Genomic DNA, 25441 nt, shown 5'->3' on the forward strand with positions numbered 1-25441 from the left:
ACCCCGCCGAGCGCGAACACCGAGCCCCCGGGCACGATGAGCACGCCCGCGTCCGGGGCGATCACCTTGATCCCCCAGGCGTCGGCGATCCGCTGGGCCATGGCGGGCCGTCCGGAGCGCGACGCGCCCGCGCCCGCCAGCGCGAGGCGGACGGTCCGCACGCCCCGGTCGCGCAGGGAGTCCAGGACGGCGCCCAGGCGGGTCCAGAGTTCGCCGTCCGCGCCGTTCGCGCCGACCACGAGGGTGAACACCTTCTGTGCGTCGTCTCCGCCGCTGAGGAAGCCGGCGAGTTCGGCCACGCCGTCCGGCCGCGGCGACGCGTCCGCGGAGGAACGCAGCAGGATGAGGTCGTCGTACTCGTCGACCACGACCGCGGGTCGGCCCTTCGCACGGCCGGCGCGGCCCTTCCTGGGCGGGACGGCCGGATCCGGCCGGCCTCGGTCCCGGCGGGTGGACGCCCTTCTCCAGCGGCTCACGATCACCTCCGGTGACGGCTTCGGTCGTGGCGGGGAAGGTCACCGGTGCACCTCCTCCACGTGACCGCAGCACGGCGGTCCGAGGTCAGCCCTTCGCCCCGTACGGAGGCGGCTTCGGCGAAAGGCGGCCCTCAGTAAGACATACGAGCCCGACAGTCTTCGGGTTCAAGACCGATCTACTCCGTTTTCGCCCGGATGTCACCGGACATGCCCGATCCTGCCCGGATTTTTTCTCATCCGCCCCAGAAGCGTCACTCAACCGTCCCCGGCCGTCCGAACCCCGCCGCCGACGGTGGGCGGCCGGGGCGGCGCGATGTCCCGCACGTCCTCGGCGACACGCGCCGGCACGCTCTCCAGCGCCTCGCGAAGCATCGCGGTGTCCACCGTCATGCTCACCGAGGCCGAGGGGTTGAGGTAGAGGAGATGGTCGGCGGGCAGCCGGTCGACGAGGTCCCGTACGGCCATCAGCTCGAACGCCAGGCGCCCGGCGGCGTGGAGGTGGACGGGTGAGGTGAAGACCGGGATCACGCGGGTCCTGCCGTCCGGCGCGGTGGCGGGCAGCGGGTCGCCCTCGGGAGTGACGAAGACCGCCGCCTCCGGCAGGGCGGCCAGCGTCTCGGCCACGGCCTCACCGGGCCCGTAGCCGGTCGCGGCCCGTTGCACCGCGGCGTCCACCTCATCGGTCGGCTCAGGCCACCCGAGGGCCGCCGGCGACGGCCGGTACTCCTCGTTCTCGCGCCACTCGACGATCTCGCCCTCGCGGCTCGACCGCCACTGGCCGATCATCGACCACGAAGGCGGGTCGCCCTCGCCGGTCCAGGCGGGGTCGACCATGCCGAGCCAGTGGTCGGGGGCGAGCCGGGCGGTCTCCCGGATCGAGTCCGGCACCGGGGGCATGGTGTCGGTGGCGCCCTCGATCCGCTCGCCGTCGGCGGCCGTCCGCTCCCGCTCGTTGCTCTCGTCCGCAACCATTTCTCCCTCGATCCTTCCTGGAGGTCGTGCACCGCGGACCCGGTGCCTCCGGTGGATGCCGGCCCTCACCCGCCGTGAGACCGCGGCGCCCGAGTCCCGTAGGCGATTCCTCGGCCACCGTCAGCCCCTTCGCCGGTGGCCGGGGTTGGGGATGACCCAGCCGGTCTCCGCGTCAAGGACCTCGACGATGTCCTCAAGGGGAATGGTTCCGGTGAAGGCGACCTCCTGCTCCCAGGAGAACGAGTAGGGAATGCCCCGTGCCGCCAGCGTCCCGGCCACGTCGATTCCGGAATCCGACGGGCGGATCATGTAGCGATAGCGACGATTCTTGTGGCGGTAGTTCGGGTCACGGGTGGTCGACACGAACTGCGTGTGGCCGCTCGACGCGATGTGGGCCTGAAGGTCCCTCAGGTTGCCGGGCATCCTGGGATGCAGGCCCCCTGCCTCGAAGATCACATCCGGTCCCGCGTCGAGCCAGCGGTAGACGACGATCCCGGCCTCGGTCTCCACGATCGAGCCCTCGTCCTCGGCCACGAGCAGCGCGTGGTCGATCTCCGGCGGCAGATCGATCTCCGGGTCAGGCCCCTCGGTCGCGTGGTGCGGACTCTGGTCATCGGCGCGGAACAGGTCGGGCCGGGGCGGCAGGTACGGGGCGGCCGCCTCCACGATCTGAGCGAGATGGTCCTCCAGGAGAACGTACGACCCGCCCTCGGCGCTCGCGTCACCCATCAGATCGTCCGGCCGCGCCGCCGCGGGTGGATCGACCGGACGCAGCAGGGCGCGCGGAGACCCGTGCGTGTCCCGCACCCCGAGGAAGTGCACCAGCTCGTGCGCGAACGCGTGCCGTGGCGCGCCGGCGAACCAGCGCAGCTGATTCATCCTGTCGTTCGGTCCGGGCACGCCCGGCACCACCTCGACCACCGCGAACGCGTCGCCGGGGTCGTCGGTGAACTCCACCAGGAGCCCCAGCCGCGCGTCCGTCCCGGGCAGCACATGGCCGGGTTCGCTGATGTCCTTGTCGGCGGCGGCCGCCGCCTTGTCGGTCGACATCGTGAGATCCTCCTGCGTCGCTCCCCGCGCCGGCTTCACGTGGAGACGCAGCCGGAAGGACCAGTCCTGCGGCTCCACCTTGAGGTCGTAGCTCACCGTCTGGCGGATCCCGCTCCGCGTACCCCGTTCCACGGTCGGAGGGCCGGACTCGTTCGGCGTCAGCACGAAGGCGTCTTCTCCCGGCCGGTCCGGATTCGAGTGATCCGCGCGCAGCGGCCACCACCGCTCGTCGCGGACCCGGTAGACGGGAGCGGGCCCCGCCGGACGTTGGAGCGCACCGGAGTCCGAGCCCTCCACCTGCACCGATGCGGCCGGAGTGCTCGGCTCCGGGCGAAGCGGCTCCGGTGCGTTGCGGGGCTCCGGCGAGGGCACGACCGGCCGGTGGTCCTCGGCCTCGCCCGGTTCGCTGAGGACGATCCGTACGCCCAGGCGCCGGACGGCGGCGTCCAGGGCCTCGGCCAGCCTCCCCCAGTTCTCCGCCGAGGCCGTCGCCTTCGTCTCCATCGCCAGCCGGAACAGCTGCACGCGGTCGAGGTCGAGGCCGAGCGACGCGACCGAGACCTTCTGCCCCAGAATCGCCTGCGCCTGGTCGCCGGCCGACAGCGTGATCCCGGCTCGCTGGAAGGCCTCGAACTCCAGCGGTGTGGTCCCGTCGACGAGCGGCGCGGAGGCGGGCAGGTCCTCCTCCGTCAGGCCGTCGAGGAGCCGCCGGTACGAGCCGGGGCTCTCCGTGGTGGACCCGTCCCGTTCCGGCCCGCGCGGCTCCAGGGCGCGCTCCAGCACGCGGCCGAACGTCTCGCCCTGCACGGGCAGGGCCGGCAGTTCGACCAGGACGCCGCCGGGCTCCGACGAGGTCGCGGGACGAGGCGTCACGGAGGTGAGGCCGGTCTCGTCGCCGACCGGATCGGGGTACGTGTGGGCGCTCTCGCGTTCCGCGTGGTCGAGGGCGGTCTCCCCATCCGGCACGTGGGGCGGCTCGCCGTCGCGGGCGGCTGCGGTGACCTGGCCGGCGGCGCCGTCGGAGAACCAGTGGAGAGTCTTCGCCCCGGCGGGTGTGGGAACCGGTGCGGGCGCGCCGCCGGTGCCCTTGTGCCAGGCCGTGGAGGAGGCCGGCGGCTCCGGCTGCGACAGGACGGGTGCGCGGCGTTCCACGTCCCGCTCGGTGTAGGAGGCCAGGCCGTGGAGCCGCCCGTCCGCGTCCCGGACCTCATACAACACGATGTGGGCGTGCCAGCCCGGGCGCTCGGCGCCGGATACCTGGCGCGGTGGCGAGGCGGGCCGGCTCACCGGGGCCGGAAGGTGTTCCGGTTCGTCATCGCCGGACGCCACGATCCCGGAGTCCTGGACGCGCTCGTCCGCCGCCACGGGCTCGGCGGAAGCGGGATCCCGGCTCTCGACGACCGGCTCCGCACCGAGCGCCGACGACTCGGCGGATGAGACCGGCAGGGGCTCGGACTCCGGCGGCGGATCCTGCACCAGGTCGCCCTGCACCGAGTCGTCCTGCGCCTCCGCCGCGATGAGTTCGACGGGAACAGGCTCCCGGCTCTCGACGACCGGCTCCACATCGGCCACCGAAGACTCGGCGGGTGAGACCGGCACGATCTCGGGCTCCGGCGACGGCGGGTCCTGCGCCAGGTCGTCCTGTGCCTCGACGGCCGCGACCCGGTGGGCCGGCCAGATGACCGCCGGGTCCGGGTACATCGTGCCGGGTTCGTCGTCGAGGCGCGCGCCGCGCAGTTCGGGAACGATCTGCCTGGTCAGCACCTCGTCCAGATCCGCGCCGTAGACGATCGGCTCCGAGCCGTCGCGCGGCACCAGGATCCAGCTTCCCGGGGCGTCGTCGCGAACGGCCTGGACGGCGTGGTCCTGCCGTATGTCGTCGGAGCTGATCAGCAGGTCGTGCCCGATCCGCCGGGCGACGGCCGAGGCGAAGCGGACGTCCATTCCCCCCATGATCAGGATGATGGGCCGGTCGCCGAGGTCATCGAAGCCGGTGAGGAGGTCGGCGAAACCGGCGACGTCGTGGCGTTCGACGACGAATGACGGGTCGCCGGTCGCCTCGTCCCGCATCGCGTTCTGGACCACCTGCCGGGCGGCCGGATCATAGTGTCCGGCCAGGATGTACCAGTCGCCGTACCGGGGCAGGGCGAGGGCGGCGCGCAGCCGGTTCAGCTCCTCGGCGGCGGCCGGGCTGCCGCGCTGCGGAGCGACGGCCGGGACGTGCGGCAGGTAGCGGCGGCCGTCCAGACCGGGGATGCCCTCCGACCCGAACAGCATCCGCTTGGCCAGCGCGGTCTCCGGGTCCAGCAGCACCTCCACCGAGTCGTCCATGCCGTACCAGAGCAGGGACTCGCCGGCTCCGTACCGGACGTCGCGGCGTTCGTTGGCCGCGCTGACCCGCAGGCCGCCCAGCACACCGGCTGACACGCGCAGGTAGTACGCGTGGCGCCGGAAGGCGATCGGCCGGACGAGCCGTTCGCCGGCGGTGAGGCCGTGGTCGTGGCTCTGCCCGAGCGAGCCGGACGGTTCGACGGGCACCACCGGGTCGCCGCGCGGCGGGGCCAGCGCCGGTCCGCCGTCCAGGGAGCCGCCGAACGTCGTGCCCGCCGCGTCCGGCAGGTCGTTCTCGGCCATGTGGAGCGTCTCGGAGGTCAGCCGGCTGTCGATCCAGCGCAGCGGCTTCGGGTTGTACAGGCGGGTCTGGATGAACGTCTCGCCCCGCGCGTCGGTGGCCGGGCCGTCCTCCCGTACGAGCGGCGGGAAGGCGTGGCCGTCGTCGAGCGTCAGGTGGAAGCTGGTGATGAACTGGTGCCGGCTGAGCAGCGCCGCGTACGCCTCCCACGGCATTCCCGTGGCGGTCATCAGGCTCCGCACCACGGCGGGCACATCGCCGCCGACGGCCGTGCCGGAGAAGACCGCGATCGACCGGTCGAACAGGACCCGCAGCGCGAACGCGTCGATGCCGGCCGGGACGACCCCACGGCGCAGGATGTCCGCCCGCCCGACCGCGAACGGCGTGAGTCCGGCGTCGGTCAACACCTCCTCGGGCGTCGGGGCCGCGTTCAGCCGGCGCACCCGGTCGGCCACCGGCGCGAGGTTCGGCGGCCGACCGGGCAGCATCGAGGCGGGGAACTGGGCGCGTTCGACGATGTCCACGAAGTCGGTCACGGCGACCGGCACGGGCGTGTTGGGATCGATGAAGAGCGCCAGCCCCCGGTCCGCCAGTCCGAGCGTGAGCACCTGGAGCGGCTTGGACGCGTTGTAGCCGCGGTAGACGGTCGCGGTGATCCGTAGCGCACCGGTGTAGGCGTGCGTGTCGCCGAGGATCGTCAGCACGTCGCGGGTGCGGAAGATCTTGCCCCGCGCGATCGTCGTCTGCTCGTAGTGGTCGCCCTCGGCCGTGCCTTCGAGGTACGTGCCGCTGACCGCCCGGCCGGTGGCGGGGATCCGTGCGGTACCGGCGTTCGCGCCCAGGGTGTGCGCCGAGGTCGTGCTGTGCCGGCCGACCTGCCGCTGGGTGTTCAGCCGGTAGAGCGCGAAGTCGCGGGCGCGGGTGTCGCCGTAGTCGTAGTCCTCCAGCGGCTCCGCGCGCAGGACGAGGGTGAACTGTTTGCCCGCGCCGGACAGCGAGCGGGCCAGGTGAAGGATCAGGCCGGGGCCCAGGAGGGTGTCGCGGTGCCCGAGCAGCGCGCCGTTCTGCAGGAGCGACTGCAGGGTGGTCGGCACGCCCGAGCGCACCGTCCTCGGGGTGCCGTTCACGATGCGCCACTGCCGGTACAGCAGCTGTTCGTCGACGGCGTGCAGGACGCCCCGGACCATGGCCAGCACGGGGTTGAGCCCGTCGGACGCGTCGTTCGGCTGCGGCCACTCCAGCCGGTCGGAGGTGTTCGTCAGCGGTAGCCGCTCCAGGGGCATCCGCGCCGGCACCGCCGGGGGACGCTCGATCCTCGGCTGGGGCGCCGGCCGCAGCAGGAGGAGGCCGCCGACGACGAGCACCTGCACCCGGTCGTGCCTCAGCGACCAGCTGCCGAGGGCGTTCGCGCTCCAGCTCGTCACCGTGACGTCCCACAGCATCGTGCCGCGGTGCGGCCGGTACTCGCGGTTCTCCTGGGTGAGCCAGCGGCCGGACAGCACCTCGTTGGAGTCGATGTTCGTCTCGGTGACGTTGCGCAGCGTCCAGCTGCCGTACGGTCCGCCGTCCTCGAACTCGCCGGCCAGGTCGGCGCTGCCGGACAGGACATGGGAGGTGGAGCGCCGGCCGGTGAAGATCACCGCCGGTTCGGAGTCGGTGATGTCGGTCTCGTACATGCCGACCTCACCGACCTGCGGACGCAGCCGGAGCACCTTGCCGCGCAGCGAGACCACCGCGTGCCGGTCCCCGACCGAGCCGCCGTGCCCGATCCCGGACGCCTGCACGGTCGGGCCGCCCCACAGCATCCGTGCGACGATCTGGTCCTCGTTGACCGTGACGTCCAGCGTGTCGTTGTAGGTCTCGGGCGGGATTCCGGCGGCCTCCAGCAGCTCACCGGCCACCTGCCACAGCTCCTCGATGCCGAGGACCTCCAGGGGCTGGTCGTCGGGCCGCAGGAGCTCGGGTCTCCCGGCGGCCCATCCCCACAGGTCCTGGAAGGTCACCGGCGCGACGGGCGGCCGCCGTCGCAGCGCCCGGCCCAGGTCGGGAACGGGCGTGCGGGTGAGGGAGTGACCGCCGGTCAGCGGACTGAGCCCCTCCGCGATCATGTAGCGGATGAGGCCGGACCAGTCGTCGTGGCGGCGGACCGTACGAGTCGGGAGGCCCTGCGGCGGTGTGCCGGTGACCAGATCGGCGGCCTGGCGGGCGACGCCGGCGGCCAGCCCGGCGAGCGTGCCGGCGGACGCGGCCTCCGGCTCGAAGGTCAGCTCGACGTCGACGTGGTAGCGGGTGCCGAACAGGAAGGTCCGGAGCGGGCCCTCGTAGACGAAGCCGAGCGAGGACCACACGCCGAAGCGCGCGGTCAGCGCGGCCGAATGGGCCCGGGCGTAGTGGAACTGCGCGGGGAAGTTCAGCCGGCGCAGGACGCTGTGGAGCGGGCCCAGCCTGAGGTGGCCGCCGCCGCGGTAGCCGAGCTGGTCCGCCACCTGCTCGGTCGCGCCCAGGTCGTCGTAGTAGATCGGGTAGTGGTCGATGCGGCCCCACTCCAGCCGGCCGCCGGTCCAGTCCTCGCCCTGCTGCGACCGCACGCGTACCTTGAGCCGCACCCGGCCGCCGGGCGCCTGGTAGAGCCGGGTGAACGACATCCGGTGGCTGATGAGCTGACTGGTGTACGGCAGGGCGGTGGTGACCGAGAACCTCTGGTTCATCGCCCGTTCGAGCCGGTGCCGCTGGCGTGCGGTGAGACGCGGGGCGATGCTCGTCAGCCGCGGGTCGCCGAACGCCTGGTCGACCAGCTCCATCGCCCGGGGCACGACCTTCTCGAACCCGCCGAGCATGTCGGGGACCGACGGTCCGCGGCTGCGGCCCTTCAGGATGCCGAGCGGCGGCATGCGGTCGGTCAGGTGCGGGCCGTCGGCCGGCAGGATCAGTCGGCCGTCGCCCCTGACCCGGTCCAGGGCCACGCCCGAGAGCACGTCGTTCAGCTCCCGCTCGAACCGGTCCGCCTCCCGCTCCGGCACCTCGACGTACCCGGTCATCGCGAACCGCGCGGGCCGCGCCGCCGCCGCCCGGGAGGAGCGCACGTCGACCTCGAGGGCCATCGTGAGCCGGTAGATCCGCCGACTGGAGGGATAGGCGCCGTACCGCCAGTCGCCGGCGCCCATCGAGGCCGCCAGGCTACGGGTGACCGATCCGGACGCCTTGGCGCCGCCGGTCGGGCCGATCTGCACCGGCGTGCCCCGCACGGTGAACGTCGGCGGCGACGCCGTCACGGTCAGGTCCGAGGCGACACCCCCGCTCATCGAGCTCGACTCGCCCGACCAGAACAGGTGCCGCGCGTCCTGCTGGACGTACCCCTCGGCGGTGTCGACCTGCCGGAAGGCCGTCATCCGGCCCCGTAGCCGGAAGGCCGCCCAGTCCTCGGTGTTCTGGTTCACCCGGAACTCATCCGACAGGTAGCCGTGGCCCAGGACGTCCTTGTGCACCCGGAACAGCGCGGACTCGGTGAACAGATCGGTCACCGAGGAGATGAAGCCGGCGTCGGCGTCGGGGAAGCGGAGCGCGATCCGCAGGGCGACGGCCTCCGGCCCCCGGTTCACGGTCAGCGACTCGCCGATCGTGGTCACCCGCCAGAGCACGCGGTGGAAATCCTCGGCCATCGCCGCGGTGGCCCCGTCGGGCAGCGCGCGCTCCGGGCCGAAGGCCGGTGGTGCGCCCTCCTCCAGCGGGGAGTCGTCCTCGGCGAAGGCCAGAAGTACGTCGGCCGGCCGGATGACCGTCTCCTCCCCGGCCTCGCCGGGGAACGTCACGGACAGGCGGCTGCCGTTCGCCGGGTCGTCGTGGTTCGCGGGGACCTCGAAGTAGGCGTACTGGTTGCGCCAGATCTGCTGGACCGTCTGGATGACCGCGCCCTCGTACGCGCCGAAGCCCCGCGAGCCGCTGCCCGTGACGGTGGGCATGACGCCGACGGTCGGCAGGATGTTCCAGCCGGTCGCGATCGAGATCGGGCCGTCGCCCGTCGACTCCGGCGCGATCGACCGGTTGTCGTTGACGTCGGTGAAGGTGGACGGCGTGACGATCTGCGGGTGGTCGAGGGCCTGCGACGGGCGCGCGCCGATCTGTACCGACTGCACCTCCTGCGGACGGCGGTAGCGCGCGCCGTGCTCGCCGGTCAGCGGCCCCAGGACCAGCCGTACCGTCACCGGCCCCGTCGGCGTCGGCACCCGCAACCCGGTCGGTGACGCCAGCCGGCGCCCCGCCTCCTGGCTGCCCAGGCGGGTGAAGGTGGCGACGACACCGTCCTCGACCGGCCGCCGCAGGTCCATGGGGAGCAGCTCCACGATCCACGCGGCCAGCGGCCGGTCCTCGCCCAGCCGCACGTCACCGACCCGGAAGACGTGTCCCCACTCGCCCCACGGCAGGGACCGGTCGACTCCGAGACGGGCGTTCTCCTCCGCTGCGTACCGGATCCGCCCGGGCAACCGCCGGACGACCGGTCGCGGCGCGGCCTCGGTGCCCGGTTCCGCAGGAGCCTCGGGGTCGGGGGTCTGGTCCGGCTCGGCCAGGCGCGCGGCCTCGGACCGGATCGCCAGCAACTCGTGCACGGCCACCGGGCCGGCGTCCGGTGCGCGGCTCTCCAGCCTCTGCCGGAGAGCCTCGGCGGCGTCCTGGGGTGAGCCGGCCAGCTCGGCCCTGACCTGGTCTTCGAGGCTGTGTACGGCGGCGGCATGGATCTCGGCGATCCGTTCGTCGACGCCCCGGACGGCGTCCCGCAGCCGGTCGACGCGTGCGCGCTGGTTCGGCCGCCACGGAGCGTCGGCGAGTGCGCGCAGCCGCCCCAGCCGCTCCTCCAGCTCGGTACGGTGCGCGGCGGCCGCGTCCGCGCCGATCACCGCGAACGACAGCCCGAGCTGGGCCACGGCCAGGCCGGCCTCGCCCAGCACGGCCGCGGCCTCCGAGCGCGACACCCCGGCGGCGGTCTCCCAGGCCGTACGGAGCCCGCCGACCGTCAGCGGCGCCGAGCCGAACGCCTCGGCCACCAGGGCGGCGACCATCCGCACGTCGTCGGCGGTCGGGTACTCGAGCGGTCCGTAGCCGCCGAACGAGTGGATCAGCTCGCGCACGTCGGCGATCCCGACCTCGTCCCCGGGCTCGCGGCCGGGCCGTTGCAGGACGTCGGACAGTGTGGCCGGGTCCGACCGCATGGCGTCGGCGAGCCGCCGGACGTTCCGCAACTGGCCGAGGGTGAAGCCGGGACCGTGCACGTCGAGCGCGAGCCTGGCCGCCGAGAGGAGCCCCGGCAGGTCCGCCGGCAGGACCGCGCTCACCGCGTCGGTGACCGCGTTCGGCTGCCAGCCGCGGTTCACGCGGGTGGCCAGGGCGACCCAGTCCGGATGGGCGTTCGGGTCCTGCTCCGCCCCGGCCAGCCGCCGCAGTTCGTGCGTCGCGGCGGCGTGCGACGGAGTGAACCGGTAGGTACCGGGCAGCCGGAACTCGGTGCGGGCCTGGGCGTACGCCTGGGCGACCCGGCTTCGCGGCGAGGCGGCGAGCAGAGGCACGGCCACGGCCCGCGTCTCCGGCGCGGCGGGCCCGGGGCGTTCCGGCGCGTCGTCCGGCGGACCCACGATCGTCTCCGCCGCGGGGTCGGCGGACCGCGCCTCGTCCATCGCCTCCACCGGCAGGCCCGTGTGGTCCGGTTCGATGGCCGCGCGGGGCAGCGGGTGGTCGAGCAGGACCGCGGTGGCGTCGACCACGGTCTCGATGAGCCGCAGGTAACGGGCCGGCACGGGCTGCGAAGGGTCGAACGCGCCGCCGGCCATCAGCCCGTCGGCCTTGATCGCGGACGAGGTCGCCCTGCTCCGTTGCGCCGACCGCGCGTCCGGGTACTCGTCGCGCAGGCCGAAGTAGTGCAGCACCTCGTGCACGAGGGCGTAGATGTAGTCCTCCAGCCCCCAGTGCCGGGTGTCCAGCTCGAACTCGGGGCCGTTCTTCGTCGTGCCCGGCCGCAGCTCGATCGCCCGCGCGTACTCCGGCGCGTGGACCAGCTTCACCGCCAGATGCGTCTGGTCCTTGCCGACCGGCAGTTCGTAGCCGCGGTTCCAGTAGGCGTCGAGCGCCTCGTTCAGCCGGCCCTCCAGGGCCTCGACGTCCTCCCACGCGATCCCGGGCATCGGCTTCACCGGAAGCACGGCCACCTGGTAGCGGACCCACTGCTCGTCGGTCACCTGGATCCGCTGCGCGTTGAAGCGGATGTCGGCGTCCCAGCGGTCCTCCTCGGGGTTCGCCGTGGTGGTGAAGCCGACCTTGGGCTCGGAACGCTCCGTCGCCACCGGCACCACGGGCGCGTCCGCCCGGCGGTCGAACCACTGCTCCGTGGTCACCGGAGCGGCCACCAGCCGGCCCGGATCCGCCACCGGGACCAGAACGTCGTCCGGCCCGGCCGGCCACAGCGCCGGCGCCAATGGGCCCGGGCGGGCGAACGGGTCCTCGGCCCGATCCTGCCACCGGTACCGGACGCCCGAGGAGGACCGCGGCGCGGGGTACGACCGCCGCCGCGGCGGCCGGTACTCGCGCAGACGTCTGATCAGACCGTCCGCCTCCCGGCGCAGGCCGCCTTCGTTCTGCGGCAGCACGTCACGGATGGCCTTGACCGCGTGCCGTACGGCGCGGGCGCTCTCCCCGTCGGCGAGTCCGATGAAGTCGCTCAGCGCGACGACGGCGTCGGCCTGGAGGTTGGAGGTCACATTCTCCCGGAAGATCGGGTCACGGACCAGGTCCGGAACGTGCCGCGCCACCGAGTCGAGGAGGTCACGGACGTCGGTGGCCAGGTTGTCGGCGTTCGGCCGGTACGCGCTGACCGCGTCCACGGCCTGGAGCAGCGTCCTGTTGTACTCCTGTCCCTCCGCGGTGGCGTTGTTGTGCGCCACCCGCTCGGCCTGCTCGTGTGAGAGCCGCGCGAGCCGGGCGAACTCCTCGGCCGTCTCCTCCGCCCGGCGCAGGCTCTGGCGCTCCGGGCCGATGTCGCGGATCTCGCTCACGACCAGCCCGCGGTCGAGACGGCGCATGTTGGTCCGGACATTCATCGCGTCGTCCTGGTCGACGTAGTACCTGGGCTGCCCGGAGGGAAGCAGCATGTTGTCGACGTAGTCGCCGAGGGTCATGGACTGGTTTCTCAGCGGGTACTCGAACAGCGAGAGCGGCTCCGGACCGAACTCGCGCCAGCGCCGGTGCATCCGCGGGTGCCGCTCGTAGGTCCTGATCGCACGGGCGAGCCGCTCCCGGAGATCCGCACGCAGCTTCGTCCGGATCTCGCCGTCGTGGTCCTCCAGGAAGCTCTGGACGTCCGGCGGCATCGACTCGCGGACGGCGGCGAACGACGTGCGCAGCGCCCCGTGGACGAGGTTCTTCGCCAGGTGCTCGTCGCCGCGGACGAACACGCGGGCGGCGGCGAACGTGTGCGTGTTCATGAGCGTCATCGACGCACGCACGTCGGCGACGCCCGGCACGTGCTCCGTCGCCGGGCCGGCGAACCGGCCTACGCGCTGGTCCAGCACGTCGTCCAGGTACGTCAGCACGACATCGTCGCCGAACCGCAGGCCGGCGTGGAAGTAGTTCCTGATGTCGCCGGCCTCGGCGAACCGCTCGACCGCCTGCAGGAAGGTCAGCGTGGACGTCAGGTACGTGCCCTCGCTGATGTGCGTGTAGACCGAGTCGTCCCAGCCTGGTGGCAGCAGGATGGACAGGTCGTCGGCGTTCGGCCCGAACTCGTAGTTGGGATCGTCGCCGAACAGCTCCCGCAGCGAGGTGCCGCGGAAGCCGGGCCCGGCCTCGCCGTCGCGTAGCCGCACCGCGTTGTTCAGGCGCCTCTGCGCGTCACGGATTCCGGCCCGCACCACCGCCGGGTCGTAGAAGCGCTCCTCCCCGGTTCGCTGTACCCGCTCCGGCCTGGCGACGACCTCGACGATGTTGACGGACTTGCGCTTGACCTTTCCGCGGCCCGACATCCGCGCCGCCCGTTTCGTCGCGTAGTAGCGGGCCGACCGGCCGCGGCCGGCGACCCAGAGGTGCATCGTGTCGGTCTCCACGACCACACCGGTCGCACGGTTGAAGACGAGGACCTCCTCGCTTCCGTGGAACGCCTGCAAACCGTGGCCGTGGACGACGTGTTTCATCTCGTGCTCGCGCCCCTGCGCGGCGAAGCCGAGCACCTCCGGTGCGAGCCGCAGCGCGTCCACGACGTACGGCGCGTCCGGAAGAGAGTCCGGCACCACCGCGCGGCCGGTCGCGTCCACCAGGATGAAGTACACGTCCCCGCCCGGCACGGGCGCGCCGTCCTCGACGGGGTACACCCGCGAGCCGAGCCCGGCCTGCGTCTCCACCCACAACAGGTGGCCGCCCTCGTTCCGCAGCGCGAACGCATGGCCCGGGCCGTTCTGCATCGACACCAGCAGGAACGCCATCGCGCCCGGCCCCAGGCGCTTCACCAGGGGCGCGATGCTCTCCGGTGGGCCGTGCAGCGGTCGCCAGTCCCCGCCCAGGGCGGCCGCCAGAGCCCGCTCCGGCCGCCTGTCCCCGACCGTGAAGTCGTCGCGGGGCACCGCCGGGCCGCCGTACAGCTCTCGCCGCACCGCCTCCAGCCGCAGAACGCAGTCCAACGCCGTCCCGTCGTACGGCGGCAGCACCTCGCCCAGCCGCCGCTCGAGCGCGACGGCCGTGATGCCCTGGTCCCCGACGGGCCGGTGAACGCCGATGCCCACCGCGTCCGCGATCCGCCGCAGATCCGCCATGGGCAGGTGCGCCGGGTTCGCGTCCTCGGGCAGGAGATCGCTCATCAGGCCGGCCTTGAGCGCCTTGAGGAACAGCGGCGCATCGCTCTCGGGCAGCCCCAGCTCCCGGTACGCCAGCATCAGCCGCACGGTCGGCTCGATCGGCCGACCGCTCGCCAGGGCGCCGGCATCACCCAGGTCGAGCCGGGAGAGCAGAGCCTCCATGCGTGGCGCGGCGTCCGCGGGCCGTACGGGGCTCTTGCCCTTCCCCGGCACGACGGTGTGCTCGCTCGCCCATTCGTGGAACCGCGCGTGGATCCGGTCGGCGGCCGCGAACACCTTCGGGCCCGCGCCGAACGTCCGGCCGGCGGCCTCGTCGTACGCCCCGGTGCCGCTGGAGCCGGGCGCGAACGGATCCTGGAACCGCACCGAGGCGGGCCGCTCGCCGCCCCGCATCCGGGGCACCCGGCCGAAGACGATCTGGTACACGAGGTCGGTGGCCAGGCCGGCCGGGTCGGTGGGGCCGCCCTGGGGGAGGTCGGCCAGCGCCTCCCGGATCTGTCCCCGGTCGACCCGGCCGAGCAGCCAGCGCCCACCGAAGCGGGCGAGCCGGGAGTTGACCTCGTTGAAGAGGTAGTCCGAGATCCGGGTACGGGCTCGCACGCCCTGCCCGGACGAGGAGCCCGGAACGGACGGCGCCGGTTCGCCCAGTTGCGCCTGGTACTCCCGGACCATCCGTTCCAAATCGCCCACCGCGCTGACATTGGCGTCGAGCCGATGCTGCGGCTGCAGGTGCGCCGCCGTCTCGGCGCGGTGCCTCGCCAGCTCCCGGTCGCGGGCGGCCAGCCGCTCCCGTACCTGCCTTTGCAGGTCGCGGACGATGTCCGGGTCGAGCCGTGACGTGAGGCTCTCCAGGTCCTCCCGCACGTTCGCGTACCGCCGCTTCGCCCACCCGATCTGGCGGTCGTACTGCTCGTGGGCGACGGCGGCGGAGGTCGGCGGCACCGGCCGGAAGGTCCGCCACGGGATCCGCGGCGCGTCCGTGCGTGTGCTCCGGGTGCCCAGGTAGTGGCCGGGCATGCGGATGAAGCTGAGGTGGGCCGGGCCGTCCGGGCCGACCGTGGTGACGTACCGGTCCTGGATCAAGGTGATCCGCAGGCCGAGCTCGTACGCCGCCAGGTGCGCGACGATGTCGCCCGCCTCGTCGTCCCACTCGCCCATCGTCCGGATCTGGTGCACCAGCGCCTGCTGCTGCGCCGCGATCGAGGGCCCGCCCTCGACCACGTGGAAGAAGCCGGCGTACCGCGACGGCAGGCCCTGGGCCGCGACCGCGAAGTCGGCCTCCAGCCGGTCCGCGAGCCAGTTCCGCAGCGCCCCCACCGCACGAAGCCGGTTCCCGCGCATGCTGAGCCCGGAGATGTGCCGTTCCAGGTACGCACCGGCGATCTCGATCAGGCTGTGGTAGAAGCAGTTCCCGTCGCCGGGCACCGTGAGGGGGCTCAGGTGCCGGGCATCGAGCGTCGCCTGCAGCCGTGCCGGGTCGAACTCCCGCCGCTCCGTCCGCGCGGCGAGCCTCTCGGCCTCCGCGACCGTGGTCGCGCGGGAGGAGGTGGCCTTCGCCGGCGGCGGGGCGGTCTTGGTCACGGTCGCCGTGGCCGGCCGGACGATCAGGTAGTTGTGCCCGGGGCCGGACGGGACGTCGCCGCTCTGGTCCGGGGAGACCTGGGTCGTGCCGTCGGGCTTCAGGCTGCGGTAGCGGCTACCGGACAGCACCACCGCGCCGTCGATCTGGTCCGGCCCGGAGTAGTAGACCAGCGTGCCTTCGGGCAGACCCGCGGGCAGTTCGTCGGTCAGCTCGACGGCACGGCCGGTGGCACCGGCCAGGAGCGTGCGGACGGTCTCCTCGTGCTCATCCAGCGCGAAGTTCTCGGTGAGGAAGGCGATCGCCCGGTCCAGCTCCTCCCGCACGACGACGTCGTCGGTCAGTCCCCGCTCCGGCCCGCCACGGAGCAGCCAGGACGCCAGCGTGTACTCGGCGACCGCGCCCAGGTCCGTCCAGGAGCCCTGGGTCATCCCGGCGGCCGTCACCCGATGCTGCCCGTCCTCGCTGACGTACACGTGCGGGTCGGCCGGCAGCGGGTCGTCCACGTTCGCACGCCGCGTCCGTACCGGCGGGGCGACGCCGTGGGACGTGCCCGTGCCCCTGACGGCCTGCCTGCCTCCGGCGTCCCGCTGCCGCACGCCGGGTGCGGGCGTGGCCCGCGGCCGGGCGATCACGATGGTGTACGGCCGACCGCTCAGTTCCCGCAACGCCTGCCGTGCCGTCACCTCGCGCGTGCCGCTCACACCGGTGAGCAGGACGCGGTACCCGTCGGCGGTGGCGACCGCGGCCCCGCTGCGGGACGGGCCGGCGAACCAGACCCAGGTGCCGGGCGGCAGGTCGTCCGGCAACCGGTCGACCCGCTCGACGTCGCGGTCGGCGTGTTCGCCGAACGTCCGGCGGACCCGCTGTTCCATGGTCTGGCCGACGTCCCCGGACAGGAACCGCACGGCGTCGCCCAGGGCGGTCCGGCGGACGTCCCGTGCGGTGACGCCCTCCGTCCGCGCCCCTCGGGTCACCCAGTACACCGGTGCGAAGCTCGCCAGGGCGCCCAGCCGGGTCCAGCCCGGGAGGTTGAGGCGGCCCGGTCCGACGCCGTGCTGCCCGTGGTCGTTGCGGTAGACGTGCGCGTCGGCGAGCCGGTCGCTGCGCATGGCGGCGGCCAGGCTCACGATGCGCGGTCCCGGCGCGGCCGTCAGCGCGACCAGACGCTCGTTCTGGTAGGCGATCCGGTTCTCGAACTCGGTCACGAACCGGGGCAGGTGCGACCCCGAGCGTGCGGCGGCCTCCCGCGCGTCGGGCTGGACCAAGCCGTGGTCGAGATGGTGCGCGATGTCGGCGAGCGCCAGGTGGCGCACCGGTCCGAAGGATCGATCCGACGCCGGCCCGCGCAGCTCGGGTGGCGGGTCCAGCAGCACGCCGTCGCCGCCCACGTCCAGCGAGTACAGGCGCTGGGCGTCCCGCGGCGGCTCCACCGGCAGCCGCGACTCGGACTCGAACCACCGGATCCGGCCGCCGTGGGAGACCACGGTGAACCGCCCGCCGACGCCGGCCGCGTCCTGGGTGACGACGAGGGAGACCGCGCCAGAACCGGCGGCGCCGAGCGTCCGGTGCAGCTCGTCGATGGCCTGCTGCGCCGTCGGCGCGCTCCGTGGCCGGTACGCGAGGTCCACCCGGCGTTGGTCCAGCAGGGACTCCCAGGCCGTCAGCCGCTCGCCTGCCGTCTGAACGGTCTGGTCGGTCCAGCGGGGTCCGGCGGTGGCGTCGCCGCCCGGCCGGGTGGCGACCAGCTCGCCGAGCAGGTTCTCCGCCGAGGTGGCCTGCGTGCGGACCTCGCCCAGACGCCGGGTGAGCGCCTCCAGCGACGCGTTGTGCTCCTCGAGCACCCGCTGCCGCCGCAGCCGGGCGCCGTCCAGCGACCTCATCTCACCCCGGATCCGGGCGATCTCGGCCGGGTCGGGGTTCAGGTCGAGGGTCAGGCGGACGCGCTCGTCGTCCAGGTCGTTCCACCGGTTCCCGGCGTCGTCGAGCGCCCGCTGCTCTTCCGCGGCCTGCCGTGTCAGCGCGGTGTGCTCGGCTTCGAGCCGGGTGACGATCGCCTGCCACGCGGCGGTGGCCTCCATGGCCCGCCCGAACAGGCCGGGCAGCGCCTCGTGCACCTCCGCCAGGGCCTGACGACGCTCCTCTATCGCGACGCGGACGGCCTGTTCGAAGGTCTGCTGGTGCCTCCAGGAGGTGCGGTAGAGCCGGGCAAGGTCCAGCGGGCCGAAGCCGTGGGCCACGGCGAGACGGCGCGTCTCGTCGGTCCAGAGCCCGGCGCGGGACGCCTGGTCCGCGGTCAGCGCGGCGTCGCTGAAGGTCGTCGGGTCGAACGCGTAGATTCGTCCGGCCGGGTCCACCCACTGCGAGCGTGTGGTCCCGTCCGGCTGCGCGACGTCCACTCGGACATGCGCACGCAGCTCGGCCGCGATGTCGCGGGCCAGGTGCACCGGATCTGTGGCGAGCAGCGCCGCCTCCGGCGGCAGTTCGGCGGGAGCGCCCAACGGGTTGTCGGGACGCAGGTCGTGGACCCGGTTGACCTCATTGATGATCGAGGTGATCTCATCCTGGACCGGGCGGCCCAGGCCACTGATCAGCCGCGCGTCGTCCCGGGTGAGGAGTTCTTCGTAGCGCTGGATCGAGGCGGGGGTCCGGATGCCCGGGTCGAGCTCCCGCGCGGCGTAGAGGTCGGCGCGCATGGTCTTGACGGCCCAGCGGAGCATCGTGCGGTACTCCAGCGTCCGCGCGCTCTGGCCGAAGGTGAGGACCAGCGGGCCGTTCGCGCCGCCCTGCTCGCGGATGTGGTTCACGATCGGGTGATGGGCGCGGCCGGCCGTGTAATGCTCGGCCGCCGCGTCGACCAGCAGCGAGGGCAGGTCGAAGGTCGGCGCGGTGACCAGCCGATTCCAGACCGTCGGGTCGGCCCGGTCTCGCAGCGCGTCCTCGGCCTGCCGCCGGTTCTGGGCGATCTGGGCGAGCAGTTCCTGGTACTGCGCCTCGAACATCTCCATGTACACGTCGCCGGAGACCGGATCGGTGCGGACCGGAGCGCCGACCTTCTTGGGCGAGCGGAACAGATGGTGCCGGGTCTTCTGCGCCTCCACCCACCACTGGCCCCGCAGGCGCAGCAGCAGGAGTGAGCCCAGCTCCTTGGCGTGTCCCTCCCGGCGGTAGTTCTCGGTGCCGGCGCTGTTCTGGTTCGCGGACGTGACCCGGCTGCCCGAGTCGGTGAACGTGTAGCCGTGGTCCGGACGCTGCGGCGGCGCCCCCTCGGGCTGGGTCGGCTGCGGGTTGATCACGTCGCTGCCGTTGATGGCGTACTCACCGACGCCGCGGGCCAGGTCCGTGCTGTTGTTCGTGGTGGTGCCGCTCTGGTGCTTGATGTAGCGGCCGGTGCCGGTGCCGCCATCGGACATCCGCATGAGCACCTGGGCGTCGTACACCTCGCCCTGCACCCACAGGTTCGCCCGCTCGGAGCTGTCCCCGCCGACGATCATGCCTTCGGGGAGCGTGTACCGGCTGCCGCCGATCGTCTCCCGCACGTGGTTGGTCAGGTGGGAGCGCGACAGCAGCGTCGGCAGCGACAGGCTGGACCGCAGGTTCGGGTCGCCCTTCTTCGTGCCGAGCGCGCTCTGGGCCCAGCCCGGGCCGAGCAGCCCGTCGAGCAGCTTGCGGGCGGCCGGGTACAGCCCGTCCATGACGACGCCGATGAAGGCGGCGTTGCCCGGCATCTTCGGCAGCGGGAGGAGGTTGCGCAGCTGCTCGGGACCGCGCAGGTTGCCCGCCTCGGCGAGGGCGTGCGGGATCTGGAGGTTCAGCGTGCCCGGCACGGTGATGTCGGAGGTCGCGCTGTGCCGGGTCCACTTGTTGAACCCCTTGAGGAGCAGGTTGTTGAGCGGCCGGCCGGACATGTTGAGCCGCCGCACGCGTACCGTCATCTGGTGCCGGTACCGCACCGCGTAGTGGTTGGCCCAGTCGTAGACGGTCTGCTCGCTGACCGCGCTCTCGGCTCGGGTCATGCCGCGGTGGTGACCCACGGCCGTCTTGAGGTCCAACGGGCCGCTGGCCTTGGCGTTGCCGGCGCTGAGCTTGGCCGGCATCCACGCCTGTGAGCCGTCCCGGGACTTGGACTTGGCCGTGCCGATGTAGCCGTGCAGGTAGTTCTCCAGGCCGGTGTTCCACTTGTAGTCATGCACCTCCGGCTCGGAGGTCAGCACGTCCTTCAGGTTCACCTCGATCACGTCGGTCAGCAGCCAGCCGACCGGGTTGGCCAGGTAGAGCGAGAAGCCGTCCTCGCCCAGGAAGTCCTCCCACATGGCCAGCTCACGACCGCGGGCGAAGATCGACTGCAGGGCGTCGACGCTGCCCTGCATCCGGCCGATCCGCCGTCCCTTGCCGTCCCAGATCTCCGCACCGGCGGCCAGCATGCCCGGCGCCACCTGCTCGACCCGCTCCCGGACGATCTGGTAGAGAGACCGTTTGCCCTGGTACTCCGCTTCGTACAGGCCCGAGTGGCCGAGGAACCGGCCGGCCGGATCCTTGCGGGTCAGATACTCCGGCAACTCCACGAGGTGGTACGGGCGGCGCGGGTTGCCCAGCGACTTGCCGAAGGCGGCGTTGAACCGATCCCGGATCGCCAGGGACTCGATCGGCGCCCCGCCCTCCTGGTGCACCTCGGCCAGCGCGCCGATCGCGGCGCTGCGGGCGCCCCGCGTCTCGGGCGAGAGTTCGGGGACCTCGTCGTGCCAGCGCATCAGGACCTGCGCGACGGTGTCACCGCTCAGCCAGGTCGTGCCCTCGCGCCACTGGGCCAGCACCTCCTCCAGCCGCGCGTCGGTGAGCGCCGGCCCCTCGCCGGAGGCGTACGTGACGACGTCCGCGGGCATCCGCGGACGCAGGTACGAATCGTAGGGGTCGCGCAGGTCCTCGCCGAACGCCGCGTTGAACCGCTCCCTGACCTGCTGTTCCAGTATCGGCGTCGCCCCGGTGCGGTGCAGACGCGCCATCGTGCGGGCCAGCTTGCCGCGCCGGATGCGCGCGTCCTTGGGCAGGACCCGCACATCGTTCCGCCACCGCATGAGGATCTTCGCCGCCAGGTCGCCGCCGAGCTTGAGCCGGCCGGTGTTCCAGCGGAGCATGGCGTCCTTGAGCTGGCGGTCGGAGATCGCGAGGTGCCCGTCGGCGTACTGGGCGAGCGCCTCCGGCTCCGGCAGCAGGAACGTCATGGTGCGCGGCCGCATGTGCTCGGTGTGGGACTTCGGGGTGCCGGTGGGCCACAGCTTGGAGTGTTTCTCCAGGCGGCTGCGGGCGGTGAAGTCCACGGTGGTCTCGAAGATGTAGACCCGGTTGAAGTCGAGCTGGATCGGCTCCTTGCCGCCGGTGGCCCCCATGGTGGTCGAGCGGTTGTGCTGCCAGTGCCGGCTGGCGTCCGACTCCCCCACCAGCGTGGCCGGTCCGATGTCCCCGCCCGCCGCGACGTCGAGCTGCTCCCAGGTCCAGCCCGTGGAGCTCTGCTGGGTGACACGGCTCTCGGACAGGAACAGCCGGATGATGCCCAGGACGAACTTGTCCGCGGTGGCGCCGGTGAACGTCGTGGGCCCCATGGCGCCGCTGATGTCCATCGCGCCGAACTTGTCGCGGAACAGGCCCGACTCGAACGGCCGGTCGGTCGTGTACTCGCCCTGGAGGATCTCCTTCAGATGCGACCGCATCTCGATGGTGCCGGCGTAGGTGCTCCGCATCGAGGAGGCCATGCCCGCGGGGTCGGCGAGATGCCCGAGCGCCTGGATCGCGTTCTGGGCGCCGGTCGTGTCGAGGAAGTACACGACGCCCTGGTCGAGCACCTTGGCCGGTGTCGGACCGGTGGTCGTCGGGCCCTTCTCGGTGCCGATCGGCAGCAGGTACGCCAGCGCGACCTGGTTCTTCACCGACCACGGCGCCGGGTCGCGCCGTCCCTTGCGGATCCGGCCCTGGGCACCCGAGTGCTGGTACTCGACCTTGATCTCGTAGTCGCTGGTCAGCTCGAACTCGTCGACGATGCCGGGGTACTCCAGCAGCTCGGGACGGTTGTTGAGGTAGTTGACCGCGTCCGACGCGCCGACGATCCGCTGCCACTCGATGCCCATCAGGGCGTTCTTCAGCTCCAGGTAGAGCGCCTTCACCTTGAAGCCGAGCGCGAGCTTGCGGGTGTGGCTGACGGACATCCCGGCGCTGTCCATGCCCATCGCCAGGTTGACGGTGTGGAACTGGCTGGTGCTGCGCAGGAACCGCGGCGGGTGCGCGGCGTTCGCCTTCGCCTTGATGGTGATCTTGGCCGAGTCGACGTCCAGATCCACCCCCATGCCGCCGCGCCGCTTGCGCAGCGTGAACGTCATGCCGTCCTGGCGAATCTGGTCGTAGTAGGAGTCCAGGCCCCGGCTGGAGACCATCTTCTCGAACAGCTCGAGGTTGTCGATCCGGCTGTCCGTCTTGTTGCCGTGCCCGTACCAGGCGTACTCGCCGAACGGGTCCTCGCTGTCGGCGGGGAGGAACCCGGTCCTTCGCAGCTCGGTCTCCAGCAGGCGCTGGATCCGCTCGACGGTGCTGTCGGCCACCATGGGCAGGCCCATGCCGATGCCCTTGCCGTCCGCGACGTACTGCGGGACGGGCTTGGTGGCGGCGTCGCCCGGCCGCGTCCCGAGGCCGCGGATGGCGTCCCTCTGGAACGGCACCTCGCCGCCCTGCGGCGGCGGGTTCTTCAGCGCCTTGCGGTCGACCGGGAAGCCGTACTCGTACGCGGCCGCCTCCGGCATCCGGACCAGTGCCCGGCCGGTGACCGCCGAAGTCGTCCTCGGCGCCCGTGTGTTCGCCTTGCCGCGCACGCTCACCGTCGCCTGGTGCGAGAACCACATCTCGTACCCGGCGGTGTGGGAGGTGTCGCGCGGCACCACCACGTTGAGACCGACCCGGCCCGTCGAGAGCCCCTCGACGTTCGAAGAGGTGTAGGCGAGCGACCCGGCGAGGCCGACACCCAGGTCGGGCAGGCCGGGCGGGCTCGGCACCAGGTCGAACTCGACGCTCGGGAAGGTGAGGGTACTGCTGTTGGTGAGGCTGTGCCCGCCGCTCGATCCGTCGATGGCGGTCCGCACGTTCTCGATGTGCGACTTGTCGCTGGTGGCGCCAACCCGGGTGGCGGACAGGCGCCGCGACTTGAGCGCCACCGTCGCCACCTGGCGCCCGTACTTGTTGTGCAGCGTGAAGCGGTAGCCGCGGTCGGTGTTGACCGCGGCGTCGAGGTGCATGTTCAGGTTCCACAGCTTCTGCAGCAGTTCGCCACGGGTGAGGCTGCCGATCGGCAGCTTCAGTCCCTTGGCCCGCAGGGCCGCCACGATCTCGTCGAAGAGCCGCGGCAGGTTGGTCAGGCCGGACGCGAAGTAGAACTTGGGCAGCTTCGTCCGCTTGACCGCGTCGCCGGTGGCCGTGACCTGGTCCCCGTCCGGGTCCTCGAGGTAGTGGCCGGTGATCCACAGCAGCAGGCGCTCGTCGGTCGGGTCGGTCAGCCGATGGACCCGGGTGTTCATCCAGGACTGGCTCGGGTTCTTACGGACCTTGAACGACCAGTTCGCGGTGTAGGCGACCAGGGTCGCCTCGGCCCGGTTGTCCTCGACGTGGCCGCCCTCGGCGTCGGCGATGTGGGTGGTGGACCGGTTCGACTGGTTGGCGACGCCGGAGATCCCGGCGCCGATCTTCACCACCTGCAGGACGCCGGGTGTCGCGCCGATGCCGAAGGACAGTGAGATGGCCCCCCGCGTGGCGCCCGTCTGCCCGGACTCGGTCTGGGTGTGCGCACCGGTCGCGAACACCGAGTTGATGGTGTCCACCGCGTGGTGCTCGCCCTCCACCTTCGGCAAGGTCGACGGCACGAGCGTCGACCCGGCGGGGTTGCCCAGGGTGTGCGGGTCGGTCGGATCCAGGGTGAACAGCAGCTCGCCGTCGCCGATCGGCACCATCAGGCCGCTCGTGCCGTTGTCGTCGCCCGCACTGAGCAGGTACGGGTAGTTGGCCAGCAGCCGCTGGGTCAGCAGGCTGAATTCCTTCTCGGTGTACTTCACCCCGGCCTGATCGAGCTGCCGCCGGACCGCCCGCAGCAGCTCCGGCTGCTGCGGCAGACCGGCGCGCGGGACGCCGATCGAACGGATGGCGGGGTTGGCCTCGATCGGCGTCATCGCCGGCGCCTGCTGCGGCGGCTGCGGCTCCGGCGGTGTCGGCAGCGGTGGTGGCGGCGGCGCGGACCGGCCGTCCCGCCGCTCGGGCGAGGTGGACGAGGATCCGGGGTCGGGGTCGGGCTCGGGTTCGGCGTCCCGGTCTCCACCGCCGGGCGCTCTGCCGTACAGCGCCATGATGAGCGGGTCACCCTGCGTGTCGCCCGGGGTGTAGAGACGGAACCACTCTTCCTTGGGATCCGCGCCCTTGACGGGCCCGCCGGAGCGGCGGGAGATCACCTCTCCGGTCTCCGGGTCGAACTCCGCGTTGTACGGGGTGGCGAGCACCGGTTCGTCCATCGCGCGCGAGAGCGGCTCGGCCAGCCTCGCGCCTCCGGAGATCGCCAGGAAGGGGCGCAGGTCCGGCGCCCGGCCGGCGATGGCCGAGGCCATCGCCTCCACGGTGATCTCCCGGCCGCCCGCCATCAGCCGGCCGCCCCGCATGTCGCCGAAGACGAGCACCATGCCCTTGGGAAGGACGTCGTCGAGGCGGCTCAGTATCTTGGCCGCCGCCGGCGGATCGGGCATTCTCGCGCCGGGCAGCCAGACCGCCAGCGGGCGGCCGTTGACCACGCCCACCTGGGTCTGCTCGAGCACGTCCTCGATCGGCATCGCGGTCGGGCTCGCGGTCTCGTCGGTCTCGGTGACCGTCTCCGTCTTGGGTGGCGGCTCGGACTCGAACTCCGTCGTGTCGTGCCGGAGCTCCGCCTCGTTCTCGGGCTCGATCACGGTCGGCTCGTCGGCGAAGCGGACCTTCTTCGGCGGCGTCATCAGGGCTCGCGCCAGATCCATGCCGGCCTCGCGTCCGGCCCGGGCGATCTCGGCGCCGTCCAGCGTCCGCCATTCCCGCGGCGCCCGCTCGCGCGGGGACCGCCCGGCCGGCGGCCGGGTGATCGCCTCGCGGATGACCCGGTCCGTCTCGACCCCGATCTGCCGGAGTCGTTCGTCGGAGAACATGCCCAGTGTCGTACGGGCCCGGTCCGGGTCGCGCCGGGCGGCGTTCCCCAGCCGCTCGACGAGCTTCACCGCGTCACCCGACTCCGGCAGGCGCGGCAGGCCGAGGATGTCGGCCGCGAGATCGTAGGCGGCTCGGTGCCCGGCCCAGGGGATCTCGGCCGCCGCCAGCAGCCAGACCAGGGTCCGCCGGCGGTCCGCCCCCCGCATCGCGGTCGGGCTCGGGTGGTCGCCGGTCAGCGCCTGTACCAGCGCTCCGGCGTCGTCGAGGAGCCGCAGGTACTGCTCTTCGGAGCCGTCCCGTACGCTCTCCAGCGTCGTCCGGGCGATGTCCAGCCGGTCGTCGTCGATGCGGACACGCGGTTCGCCGAGGTCCGGCGCCAGCTGCCGCGCGAGCTCCCGCCCGGCCGCCAGACCCGACCGCGCGATCTCCGCCCCCACGAGCAGCCCCGCCTGGTCCAGCGGCGAGGCCGAGTCGCCGAGGTCCTCGGCCGACGGCGTCCGCCCGGTGAGCTCCTCGATGACCGCACCGGCCCGGCGCATGACCCGGACGCGCCGGTTGTCCGGCAGTTCGCCGAGCGTCGTACGGGCACGGTCGAGGTCCAGGGGAGACTCGGGGGCGAAGCGTGAGACGCGGACCGGAAGGGGGCCTCGTCAGCAGCCGCCGGGCCAACGCCGAACCGGCCGCCTGGCCCGACCGCGCGATCTCCGCC

At 72.7% G+C, this 25441-nt stretch carries 3 protein-coding genes; all 3 read right to left on the reverse strand.

Features of this window, described 5'->3' with window-relative positions; all coding sequences use genetic code 11:
* Positions 1-476 (reverse strand): hypothetical protein (locus tag ACFFNX_RS02725; RefSeq protein WP_378194490.1); only part of this gene is annotated, 476 nt, incomplete at its 3' end.
* A gap of 255 nt (positions 477-731) precedes the next feature.
* Entirely contained in the window at positions 732-1448 is a 717-nt protein-coding gene (locus tag ACFFNX_RS02730; protein WP_378194493.1) for a type VII secretion system-associated protein, read from the reverse strand.
* A 120-nt stretch (positions 1449-1568) separates the two neighbouring features.
* On the reverse strand, positions 1569-25271 hold the full coding sequence (locus ACFFNX_RS02735) for a scabin-related ADP-ribosyltransferase (protein WP_378194496.1): 23703 nt from the start codon (positions 25269-25271) through the stop codon (positions 1569-1571).
* Between the last annotated feature and the right edge of the window lie 170 nt (positions 25272-25441).

It is taken from the genome of Actinoallomurus acaciae (genome assembly GCF_042429965.1).
Classification (GTDB): Bacteria; Actinomycetota; Actinomycetes; order Streptosporangiales; family Streptosporangiaceae; genus Actinoallomurus; species Actinoallomurus acaciae.

Bases quoted from the DNA above. Each gene is read 5' to 3' on its own strand.
- ACFFNX_RS02730 (WP_378194493.1), bottom strand. From the start codon at position 1,448: ATGGTTGCGGACGAGAGCAACGAGCGGGAGCGGACGGCCGCCGACGGC.
- ACFFNX_RS02735 (WP_378194496.1), bottom strand. From the start codon at position 25,271: ATGCGCCGGGCCGGTGCGGTCATCGAGGAGCTCACCGGGCGGACGCCG.